The 12,310-nt window shown below is 42.0% G+C and carries 9 protein-coding genes and 1 rRNA gene; 5 read left to right on the top strand and 5 right to left on the bottom strand.

Translation table 11 applies throughout. From position 1 onward, the window contains the following. Positions 1-144 precede the first annotated feature (144 nt). The 5 genes from mdtD (at position 145) to FTT78_RS10300 (ending at position 5,388) form a co-directional block, all read left to right on the top strand. On the top strand, positions 145-1,536 hold the full coding sequence (mdtD, locus tag FTT78_RS10320; protein ID WP_179989587.1) for a multidrug transporter subunit MdtD: 1,392 nt from the start codon (positions 145-147) through the stop codon (positions 1,534-1,536). A 79-nt stretch (positions 1,537-1,615) separates the two neighbouring features. Further along, positions 1,616-2,416 carry a GH25 family lysozyme gene (locus FTT78_RS10315; RefSeq protein ID WP_373686463.1) on the top strand — a complete coding sequence of 267 codons (801 nt, stop codon included), beginning with the start codon at positions 1,616-1,618 and terminating at the stop codon, positions 2,414-2,416. Between the two features lie 26 nt (positions 2,417-2,442). Beyond that, on the top strand, positions 2,443-3,453 hold the full coding sequence (locus FTT78_RS10310; RefSeq protein ID WP_179993468.1) for an MBL fold metallo-hydrolase: 1,011 nt from the start codon (positions 2,443-2,445) through the stop codon (positions 3,451-3,453). A 45-nt stretch (positions 3,454-3,498) separates the two neighbouring features. Next, complete coding sequence (gene dinB, locus FTT78_RS10305; protein WP_180044242.1) at positions 3,499-4,554, top strand: DNA polymerase IV; 1,056 nt, start codon at positions 3,499-3,501, stop codon at positions 4,552-4,554. 462 nt (positions 4,555-5,016) lie between these two features. After that, positions 5,017-5,388 carry a RidA family protein gene (locus FTT78_RS10300; RefSeq protein ID WP_180044244.1) on the top strand — a complete coding sequence of 124 codons (372 nt, stop codon included), beginning with the start codon at positions 5,017-5,019 and terminating at the stop codon, positions 5,386-5,388. Positions 5,389-5,485: 97 nt separating this feature from the next. Here FTT78_RS10300 and FTT78_RS10295 read toward each other — a convergent pair whose 3' ends face one another. From FTT78_RS10295 to rrf, 5 genes are all read right to left on the bottom strand, one after another. Continuing rightward, positions 5,486-6,028, bottom strand: coding sequence for a DUF2726 domain-containing protein (locus FTT78_RS10295; RefSeq protein ID WP_131261667.1), 543 nt, complete (start codon positions 6,026-6,028; stop codon positions 5,486-5,488). A gap of 344 nt (positions 6,029-6,372) precedes the next feature. Further along, positions 6,373-8,745 (bottom strand): YgiQ family radical SAM protein, encoded by a 2,373-nt coding sequence (locus FTT78_RS10290; protein ID WP_167845691.1) that lies wholly within the window; start codon positions 8,743-8,745, stop codon positions 6,373-6,375. A 194-nt stretch (positions 8,746-8,939) separates the two neighbouring features. Beyond that, entirely contained in the window at positions 8,940-10,148 is a 1,209-nt protein-coding gene (locus FTT78_RS10285; protein ID WP_180044246.1) for an MFS transporter, read from the bottom strand. 423 nt (positions 10,149-10,571) lie between these two features. Continuing rightward, positions 10,572-11,921, bottom strand: coding sequence for an MFS transporter (locus FTT78_RS10280; RefSeq protein WP_096902259.1), 1,350 nt, complete (start codon positions 11,919-11,921; stop codon positions 10,572-10,574). Between the two features lie 285 nt (positions 11,922-12,206). Further along, positions 12,207-12,310 (bottom strand): 5S ribosomal RNA (rrf, locus tag FTT78_RS10275); the annotation flags it as partial.

Raw genomic sequence — 12,310 nt, 5'->3', positions numbered from 1 at the left:
ACTCAAAGTGAATAATCGGTGACAAATAGATGACAATTTCATTGCATTTCCTTGAATTTTCAAACACTTTTCATGTTTTTATAGATGCAGTCCGCTAGATTGCAAAATGGTTTAAACTAGACCAAATGTCCATTTTGCCGAGTTATGAACCAAACACCGACCCATCAAGCCCTGCATCCTGAATACCGTCTTTTGGTATTTCTGGTTTCAATTGGCTTTTTTATGCAGGCGCTCGACACCACCATTGTGAATACAGCAATCCCTGCAATGGCGCATAGCCTGCAGGAAGACCCGCTGCGGATGCACAGTGTTGTGGTGGCGTATGTGCTCTCGGTGGCAGCGTGTATTCCATTAAGTGGATGGCTGGCAGATCGTTTTGGAGTACGCAACACCTATTTTGCAGCGATTATCATTTTCACCCTTGCCTCTTTGGGTTGTGCCGCTGCAGCGAGTCTGAATGAATTGCTGTTTTATCGGGTGATTCAAGGTATTGGTGGCGCATTGCTCTTGCCTGTCGGGCGCTTGGCGATGTTAAAAATTATTCCACGCACCCAGTTTTTATCTGCCATGAGCCTGATGAGTCTGGCAGGGTTGATTGGCCCCTTAATTGGCCCAACGCTGGGTGGCTGGTTGGTCGAAGTCGCCACGTGGCACTGGATTTTCCTGATCAATATTCCTATGGGCATCTTGGGCTGTTGGATTTGTATCAAAGCCATGCCAAATGTGACTGAAACTGAAGTTAAAAACTTTGATTTTCTCGGGTTTATCCTATTAGTTGTGGCTATGGCGGGCTTATCTTTAGGCATCGAAAATTTTGCCAACCCACAACATAATCTGCTTTGGAATTTAGCGTTAATCTTGGCTGGTGGTATTGCTGCAGCATGCTATGCTCGCCATGCTCACACCCATCAAAATGCCTTATTTCGCAGTGATTTATTTAAAAATCGCTTATATGCGATTGGTATTTTAGGTAACTTTTTTGCCCGCTTCGGGGGCAATGCCATGCCTTTTATCATGCCAATCATGCTGCAGGTGGCTTTTGGTTTTGAACCATTTATCACAGGTTTGATGATGATTCCAACTGTGCTTGGTTCTTTGGTATCTAAACCAATTATTCGGCCTTTAATTCAACGTTTTGGCTATCGGCAGTTTTTACTGACCAATACGTTATTGGTCGGGGCGTGTATTGCTAGTTTTGCGCTGACCACTGCTGAAACTGCGACTTGGTTACGTGCCTTGCATTTTTTTATATTTGGGGTGCTTAATTCATTGCAGTTTGTGGGTATGAATACCTTTACACTCAAAGATTTACCTCAACAAGATGCCAGCAGCGGCAATAGTTTTTTATCCATGATTATGATGCTGTCGATGAGTATTGGCGTGGCATTGGCAGGTACTTTGGTGAATATGTTTAGTGCCTATTACGGCGCAGGACAGTTAGTCAGTGCCTTTCATGCCACTTTAATTTGTTTGGGTGTATTAAATATTTTGGCATTTTTAGTGTTTTGGAATATCCCCAAACACACGGCTGTTTAAAACGCCATTACCGAAAGCGCATGGTGCTACACCGCACTGCACGTTATGATATGACTTTGCTCCGCGAAGCTTTTTCAACATGCGCAAACCGTCCAATCAAGCTAAAAACTCAGCTTTTACACCGCACTATCGTATGACCATTGCGATGCTTGGCAGTGCTGTTTTGGCGGTTTTATTGTATTTGGGTGTGTTGCGCCAACAACCTGCGGCAACCGAAGAATATCCGATTCAAGGATTTGACGTGTCACATCATCAAGGCGATGTTCAGTGGCATAAAATTTCCCCACAAAAATATGCCTTTGTCTATTTAAAAGCCACCGAAGGGGGCGATTTTAAAGACCGTAAATTTCAGGATAACTGGCTCAAAGCCCGTGAACATGGCTTTTTGGTCGGCGCCTATCATTTTTATCGCTTATGCCGTGATGGAGCAATTCAGGCAGAAAACTTTATTGCGACTGTTCCAAAAAAATCCGACAGTTTGCCACCTGTAATTGACTTGGAGTATGACAGCAACTGCATCAATACCTATACCAAAGAACAGTTACTGCGCGAAATTCAAATCATGCATGATGCGCTATATCAACATTATGAAAAACAACCGATTTTTTATGTATCTAAAGCCTTTTACAATATGGTATTAACTGAAAGCTTTAAGCAAACACCACTTTGGGTCAGAGAATATCAGGGTAAACCACAACTGGCAGGTCAGCCAAAATGGTTATTTTGGCAACATACCAATCAGGGTCAAATAAAAGGTATTCACACCCCAGTCGACCTAAATGTTTTTTATGGCAATACCAAACAATGGCAGCATTTTTTAACAGACAACGCAATTCAACCCACAAGACTTGAACCGAACCAGAAAAAAATAACAAGATAGCTGCATCACAATAAAAAAGTACCGTCATGAAAATTATGAAAGGGCTGCTTTGGGCTGCTCTTACGCTCAGCATTTGTGCAGGATTCGCACTGCTTTACCTATTACAACCCGCAGGCAAACTAGAACAATTTTCCGCATGGCAATATTCAACAAAAACCGCAAATGCCAACTTAAAAGTACATTATTTTGGCGTATCTACCCTATTGTTTGATGATGGTGAAAACCAAATTCTGATTGATGGATTTTTTAGTCGCCCCTCTCTTGCACAAGTCATGTGGAACAAGTTAGACAGCCAACCAGCCTTATTGCACAAGTTGATTCAACAGCATCAATTACAACGCACACGTGCGATTTTGATCACCCATTCGCATTATGATCACACGCTAGATTTGCCATTTTTGGCGCAGCAACTCAAACACAGTCAAATCATCGGTTCAGAAAGTAGTTTGAACATTGCCCGTGGTGCCGCAATTCCTGAATCTCGATTAAGCCTTGTCAATCCTGCCCAACCAATACAGATTGGAAAGTTTAAGATTACGGCTATTCCATCACAGCATACCCCTGCCACCGCTGTGAATAATGATTTAGGTGAACAAATTCAACAACCATTGTCCTTACCTGCCCGTTTTTATGAATTTAAAGAAGGCGGCAGTTTTGATTATTACATTCAGCATCCTGAACAGAACATTTTAGTCAAAGCCAGTACAGGCGCGATTTCTAAACAATTACAACACTTGCAGGTAGATACTTTATTTTTAGGGATTGCACAGCTCTCTAAACAATCGGTTGCTTTTCAACAGCATTATTTAGATGAAACTGTGGAAACGTTGCGCCCTCGTGTCGTGATTCCAATTCATTGGGATAATTTTTTCCAGCCTTTAGCGCGCCCTTTAGAGTTTTTGCCCCGCATTGCCGACCATAGCCCACGGAGTTTACAGCGTTTGATCGACTATGCAGAACAGCAATCGACACAGGTGATTTTGCTGAATAGCAACACGCCTTATCCGCTTGCTCCGATGCTACAACCGACTTCCTAAACATGCGATACTGTTGAAATCTAAACGCTTCATCTAGTTTGTGCCATGCGGAAAATCATTCATATTGATATGGATGCCTTTTATGCCTCTGTTGAGCTGCGCAGTCGTCCTGAATTGCAGCATTTACCTGTGGTGATTGCTTCGCATCATCCTCGTGCTGTGATTGCCGCGGCATCCTATCCTGCGCGTGAGTTTGGTTTACGTTCTGCCATGTCGATGGCACAAGCCCGCAAACGCTGCCCGCAGGTGGTGGTACTCGAACCCAATTTTGCACTCTATCGTGAGGTTTCCACACAAATTCATCAGATTTTTCAGCGTTATACACCACTTATTGAACCCTTGTCTTTAGATGAAGCTTATTTAGATGTCACCGAAAATTTACAAGGTATTCCAAGCGCAACTGAAGTCGCAATGCGGATTCGGGCAGATATTTTTCAAAGTACAGGTTTAACGGCCTCGGCAGGTGTCGCACCGAATAAATTTTTAGCCAAAATTGCTTCGGACTGGCATAAACCCAATGGCATTTGCGTGATTAAACCCAGTCAAGTGCAGCAGTTTATTCAGGACTTACCCTTAAAGAAAATTCCAGGCGTAGGTAAAGTCACGCAGGAAAAATTAAAAAGCTTGAATTTAAATACCTTGAGCGATTTGCAACACATTGAAGAAAACCTGTTGATTCATCATTTTGGCAAATATGGAAAACGCCTGTTTTTATTTGCCCAAGGGATTGATGAACGTCCTGTGCAGGCAGAACGTGAGCGCCAGCAAATTTCCAAAGAAATCACCTTTGATGATGACTTAAACTTAGCCGAATGTGCAGCTTACTGGTCTAGCTTGATTGATCAGGTTTGGCATAGTTTAGTGAAAAAACAATATGTTGCACGTGGCGTATCGGCCAAATTGAAACTCAAAAATTTTCAGGTCTTACAACATAGCAAAAGTTTTAAACAGCCACTTGAGAGCAAAAACGATCTTGAAAAAGTCCTGCAACTTTTGCTTCACGAAATGCATATTCCCGCACAGGATCAATTCCGTTTAATTGGGGTCGGTCTGTATCAACTCAGCTCTGCCGATGAACAAGCACAACTGTCTTTACTGTAAATATCACGACTCGTAAATATCACGGATTTTAAAGCGGTAAACTTCCCGCTCTACATAAAACATACCTAGCCAATACTTGCCGATGAATACTAAAGCTATTTTTGTATAAATTTCAGCCAAAAGAATAAAAATAAGACAATTTACCCTTCACAGTTGTGCTTTTTAGAGTAATCTATGCGCGCGATGTATTTATCCGTACATACGCTGAGATGTCAAAAATCACCATTACTTTTGGCATACTTGTCCTGTGATTGGCGTGACGATCAAATCCGAAGATTACAGGACAACTCTGCGCTTGGCACTTCGCCGCTTTGATACACCGTCTCTCTTTTCCTCGTATTTTCCATTCAACTACTTTTTATTTTAAGCAGACTACTGCCTGCATATTTTCCACGTGCTTGCCTGCCTCTATAATACCTCACGCTTTTTATACCTAATCGCTTGGCGCAAGGATTACACCCAATGGCTGTTCAACGTCTACATATTCAAAAACGTTATTCTGAAATTGCAATTTCTGGAAATTTAGTCCATTTGGCAGGGCAACTGGCAGAAGACACACAACAAGATATTGTGGGGCAAACCCAACAAACACTTGCCCTGATTGATCGTTTACTGGCAGATGCGGGTACAGATAAAAGTCACATCATGTCGGTGATGATTTTTCTAAAAAACATTGAGCGCGATTATGCCGCAATGAATCAAGTTTGGGATGCTTGGGTGGCAGATATACAAGCTTTACCGCGTACCTGCGTAGAAGCCAAGTTATATCATCCTGACGTTTTAGTTGAGATGACTGTGGTTGCAGTCAAACCTGAAGAGCAACCCAACGTATAACAGATGTGATTGGATCAGGAACATACCCAAAAAAATCAGCATGTCATGGCGACATGCTGATTCATGTTGTCTATCTAGTGATTTTAGCGGCAAGCGTTTAGCCTAATACCTTCACTTTATGGCGTACAGAATGCGCTAAAAAATCATACTTCTTTAAGGCAGTATCCAAATCATCTAAATCTGCATAAGATGACGATGACTGCCCAAAAGCTTCGCGTAATTCGTGATATTCAGGCACATCTTCATAACGCAGCACTTTATAACCCGCCAAACGCAGCAATTCATCTTGGTATTGTGCATTGCGGCTACGTTTCAACATCAACAAATCATCTAAAGCCACAATTGCAACAACTTGATGATTGGCATCCAACACCACAAAATCGGCAATCATATTGCGGTATTTATGTCGAGTACGTGAAAATTTCGTGGTCAGCAAGGCATCAAAAGACACATGCGCCAAGATGATATGTTGAGGTAAAATTTCCTGCAAACGTGTATACGTCAGCTGTTCATTTAAGTTAAAAATTGCACGTTGCTTTAGTGCACTGTCCTGAGGTTTTTCTCTATTTTCCAAGCCCTTAACCGCCATCAAGAGAAAGAAAATCAGTATCAAAACCCCAATCAAAATATAAATGGTCATTATTCAATCCTTAAAATCATTTTTATAGTTGTTTCGGCTTCATGCCGATTTTTTCATCAAATCAGTATATAACACGCTTTTATATTTAAACGTTCCATTTAAGAAACTACATGAAACATTGACAAAACCATCATAGAAACAGAAATTTTGTTTCACAAGCCCGCCTTTTGTCTAAGTGCTGTAGCATCTAAGCGTGTTTTTATCATTAGATACGAATACTGTATAGCATGCAAAAAAATAACAAAGCAATGCTTAACAGATTCGATTGTCGGACAATTCCGATGAAATGAAAAGCAAACAAAAAAGGCGCTGCAGCGCCTTTTGATGGATCTTAACTTCAAGTACTAAGCTTTCGATTTTGGCTTAGATTTTTTGTGTGAAAATGGACGTTTTTCACCTGTTTCACGTGGCGGCAAACCTGTGTGCTGAGTCAATATCTGCCCTTTCTTCGGACGATTACTGTTCTGAGCACGATTACCACTTTGCCCCGTACGTTTTTGTGAATCACCCGCGACAGTCGAGTTTTTCTTACGTGCCGTTTGATACTGTCCATCTGTGCCTTGCGGCTGATAGGTTGGAATCAGGTGCTGTTTAGAGTTCCCGATTAAATCTGCACGTCCCATTTCTTTTAAGGCTTCACGCAACAACGGCCAGTTGTTTGGATCATGGTAACGTAAGAAAGCTTTATGCAAACGACGACGTTTTTCGCCTTTGACAATATCCACATTTTCGGTATAACGCGCCACTTTGGCCAGTGGGTTTTTACCTGTGTAATACATGGTCGAAGCGGTCGCCATTGGCGATGGATAGAAAGTCTGTACCTGATCGGCACGGAAACCATTCTTTTTCAGCCACAACGCCAAATTCATCATGTCGTAATCGGTCGTTCCTGGGTGCGCAGCAATAAAGTACGGAATCAGATATTGCTCTTTGCCCGCCTCTTTACTGAAACGATCAAACATTTGTTTAAAACGGTCATAGGTACCAATACCTGGTTTCATCATCTTAGATAATGGGCCTTTTTCGGTATGCTCAGGTGCAATTTTTAAATAACCGCCCACATGATGCGTCACCAATTCACGTACATATTCAGGGTTCAACACTGCCAAGTCATAACGTAAACCTGAACCAATCAGAATTTTTTTAATACCTTTCAGTTCACGCGCTTTACGATACAACTGAGTTAAAGGTGCATGATCGGTATGTAAGTTTTGACATACGCCCGGAAATACACAGGAAGGTTTACGACAATTCTTTTCAATTTCAGGGTCTTTACAATGCAAACGGTACATATTTGCAGTCGGGCCACCCAAGTCTGAAATAATGCCAGTAAAGCCAGGCGCAGTATCCCGAATTTTTTCCACTTCACGCAAAATGGATTCTTCAGAACGGTTTTGGATAATTCGTCCTTCGTGTTCGGTAATCGAACAGAAAGTACAGCCACCAAAACAACCACGCATGATATTGACCGAAAACTTGATCATATCAAAAGCAGGGAAACGTGCATTGCCATAAGATGGATGCGGCAAACGTGCATACGGTAAATCGAATACATAGTCCATTTCTTCCGTAGTCAACGGAATAGGCGGTGCATTCAACCACACATCACGTTCACCATGCTTTTGCACCAAAGCACGCGCATTGCCCGGGTTAGTTTCTAAATGCAAAATACGGTTAGCATGCGCATACAGCACAGGATCATTCACCACTTCCTCAAAAGAAGGCAAACGAATCACTGCCAATTCACGTGGGGGTAATTTGTGTTTAATTGCTTTTGAAGCAGGGTGCAATTGCACAATCTGGGTATCTGCATCTAGCTGATCACCTTCACGAACAATTGGATTGCTGACTACATCTTTCTGGAAATTTTGATATTGCGCGAGGTTGTTGCCCTTATCTTTTTCAATCTCACAACCGTCTAAATCTTCGGTCATCACATAAGGGTTGATGATTGGATCGACACGGCCCACGCTATCTACATCATTAGATGCAATTTCAACAAATTTGGATTTAGACGCACGGTTATGTTTATTGATAATAAATGCTGTACCACGTACATCTGTAATTTCGTGGATTTTTTCACCTTTGGCCAAACGGTGCATCACTTCAATAATCGAACGCTCGCCATTGCCGTACATCAATAAGTCGGCTTTAGAATCCATTAAAATCGAGCGACGAACTTTATCCGACCAATAATCATAATGTGCAATACGACGCAACGAGCCTTCAATCCCGCCAAGTAAAACAGGCACATCTGGAAAGGCTTCACGACAACGCTGACAGTACACCGTAGCTGCACGGTCAGGACGTTTATTCGGCTGATTGTCTGGCGAATAAGCATCATCAGAACGGATTTTACGGTCTGCGGTATAGCGGTTGATCATCGAGTCCATATTGCCTGCGGTGACGCCCCAAGCGATGGTCGGCCTCCCTAAAACCCGAAAAGATTCCACATTGGTCCAGTCTGGCTGGGCGATGATCCCGACACGAAAGCCCTGCGCCTCAAGCACACGACCAATCACGCCCGATACAAAAGAGGGATGATCAATATAAGCATCACCACAAACTAGAATAAAATCGCAGGCATCCCAACCGAGCTGATCCATTTCTTCGCGTGACATCGGCAAAAATGGCGCAGGCTCAAAACATGACGCCCAATATTTGTCATAATCAAACAACGCTTTGGGTGCGGTCTGAGCAGTATAAGCAGTAGACATGGCTTGCAATTCTCGGCTGGGAAGTGGAAGATCAAAAGTCGATCAAAGATGAAAGCCGACTATTTTAGCATGAATTCCATTCATCTTGCTTGATTAAAAAACACACAAAATCAGCAAACTATTTTTATATCCTAAGTTGGTATCTGAATAAGAAAAGCATAAAGGGATAAGCCTAAAGCAATAATCCTGAATGCTTATCGCAGCGCTGTTGGTTTAATCTTTAAACGCCACGCACCATAAAGCGCCACACCCAAGACTGCAGTCATCACCCATGTCAGACCAGACCAGCCCCATTGTTCCCAAATCAGACCGCTACCACTACCGAGCAAACTCGAACCCATGTAGTAACTAAATAAATATAATGATGATCCCACTGCACGATACTGCAGTGCTTGAATCGACACCCAACTACTGGCAGTAGAATGTGCGGCAAAAAAAGCAAAGGTAAATAGCACCAATGCAGCCAATACGACGGCTAAATGTGCAATCGACATCAACCATAATGCGATCAACATTAGGACAATCACCATAGGCAACACACGTTCACGTCCAATACGATTGCCCCAGCTTGCCGCACGCGGTGAACTATAAATACCCGCCAAATAGGCAATTGAAATCACCCCAATCCAAACTTGGGAAAGCTCAAATGGTTTAGCTAGTAAATAATAGCTGATGTAATTGAAAACACTGACGAAACAGCCCATCAGCAAAAAGCCCTGTAAAAACAGGATTCTTAATTTACGGTCTGCCAAATTGGCAACAAAAGCATCTCTAAACCGCGAGAAGCGAATCGGATACGCTGTAAAATTTTTCGATGCAGGAAGTAACATATAAAAGGTGATTGCAATTAGTAAATTCAAACCACCAATAATTAGGGTTGCCGCTTGCCAAGATATAAAATCGACCAAGACCCCAGCAATTAAACGTCCACCCATGCCACCAATGGCCGTACCCGAAATATACAGCCCCATAGCAAAACCAATATCTTGCTGTCGAATTTCTTCACCAATATAGGTCATGGCGACCGCAGCTACACCACTCACAGCAATGCCAATAAAAATTCGTGTGGTTAAAAAGAATGACCAGATTGGAAGTAAGGCACTCAGAATTAATAAAATGGCAGCTAAAAATAAAGCCAAAACCATAATAGGTTTACGCCCAAAACGATCTGAAATAAAACCTGTGAAAAGCAAACCTATCGCCAAAGCCACAGTAGAAAATGACAGCGGGAAACTACTTTGGGTTGGTGTAACCGTAAAAAAATCGGCCGAAATTGGCATCATCGGTTGCACACAGTACAAGGTCGAAAAAGAAGCGAAACCCGCTAGAAACAACGAAAAAAGAATGGCTTTAAACGGCTTAGTACCATACTGAACATGAGATGCTGCAGCTAAATCAGACATATTTACTCCAATCACGCAATCAGTATACGCCTGTTTATGGACAAAAATAAGCTCGGTATTTTATCGTTTGCTCAAAAACAGCGTCAGTATCATTCATCACTTTGTCAGTTTTTGCTTACATGCACTGAAGCAAAATGAGGCTAGGCAGTATTTTGAGCTTACGGTATTCTTTAAAGCATAAGGAGACAGGATGTTTCCCAAACAGAAAACAACAATAATAGGTTTGAGCACCAGGATCGTGAGGTACGACAGGAGTTATACCTAAACACGAAATACAAAGAAACCCCGTCAGGATGATGGGGTTTCTTTTTATCTGTGTCTTGAGTATATAACTTTATCTATCATCACTTTCTATTTACACACCCCATAATCAAAAAGTCCCCAAACAAGGTTGAGGACTTTTGAACTTAGCACATTACAAGTTTAAGCTTTGGCAGCAACTGCTTTGCCTGCTTTAATTTGCTCAGCTTCATCTTCACTCATAATCAAGGCAACCGCAATTGCAGTGATCAACACTGGCAAACCTACTGCCATAAAGTTGAAGTGTGCAGGTAAATTCATACCCAATAAGCCGCCAATTAAAATTGGACCCACAATCGCACCCATACGACCAATGGCAGATGACCAGCCAATACCTGTTGAGCGTACCGCAAGTGGGTAATATTGTGCCACATAGCTATACAACAACATTTGTGAACCAATAGATGCTGCACCCGCCAAGAATACTAAGATGTAAAGCAAGAATTGATTAGATTGGAAGCCCATGAGGCTCATCACCAATGCACCCATGATTCCCAAGAACATCAATACAGGTTTTAAGTGGAAACGGTCTGCTAAAATACCACCACCCACGATACCAACGACTGCACCTACGTTCATCACCATCATGAACATTAAGCTGTTGTCCATAGAATAGCCTGCCGCCATCATCAGTTTTGGCAACCAGCTGCTGAGTGCATACATGGTTAATAGACAAGTAAAGAACGCTAACCAGAACAATAAAGTATTCACTGCACGACCGCGTTTGAACAAGCTCACCACGTTAGCAGCTTCAGGCACACCAACCTGATACAATTCAAAAGTGGTGTCTTCGGTAATTTTTAAATCTGGTGCTAAACGCGCTACGATTGGACGGGCTTGATCTTGCTTATTTTCTTTGACAATAAAGGTTAAAGATTCTGGCAAGAATTTCCAAATCACAGGCAATAAAAACAATGGGATACCCGCAATAAAGAACATGATTTCCCAGCCAAAACTTGGGGTAAACCATGAGCCAAGTAAGGCTGCCATTACACCACCTACAGCATAACCACTAAACATAGTAGTCACTAAGGTGCTACGCATGGTTTTAGGTGCATATTCAGAAGTTAAGGCCACAAGGTTTGGCATTACACCACCAATGCCTAAACCCGCTAAGAAACGTAAAATTGCAAACTCAGTTGGATTAGAAGCAAAGCCACCTGCAAAGGTTAAACCACTAAACAGAACGATACAGATCATGATGACTTTCTTACGACCAATTTTATCGGCCAAAGAACCAAAAATCATCGCACCAAACATCATACCTGCCAATGCAGTACTCGCGAGCATCCCCGCCTGAACAGCACTCAAGCCCCACTCATCCATCAATAAGGGTAAAACGACCCCATTAATTGCCAAGTCATAGCCATCAAATAAAATGATCAGTAGACACCATGCCACGACATTGAAATGAAATGGTTTGAATTTTGCGTGATCGATGACATCATTCACGTTAATTGCTTGATGTGCCATTCCTCACCTCCTGTGAGTTTGTGTTTCAGTAAGCTTGAATAGCAATTTTTACAGTGAAGACTTTCATTTTTATCAGTCATCCATGTCCACTTTTGCCATTCAAGTAGATTGTGTAACTTTCACACAAAACACAAAAAATAAAAATTCAACATTAGTCTAAAACATTTTATTAATTATGGGTTTATTGTTATTTTAAACACAATAAAATGTGATTATTCTTCTTAATATTTTCTTTTCCACATAAAAAAACACCCCCAACGTGAGTTGAGGGTGTTTAGAATAATGAGCTGGCGATGACTTACTCTCACATGGGTAACCCCACACTACCATCAGCGCGAAGAGGTTTCACTTCTGAGTTCGGGAAGGGATCAGGTGGTTCACTCTTGCTA

Source organism: Acinetobacter sp. YH01011 (assembly GCF_013420785.1).
GTDB lineage: Bacteria > Pseudomonadota > Gammaproteobacteria > Pseudomonadales > Moraxellaceae > Acinetobacter > Acinetobacter towneri.
The sequence above is the reverse complement of the archived record's forward strand: the minus strand, read 5'-3'. Positions and strand labels throughout refer to the sequence as shown.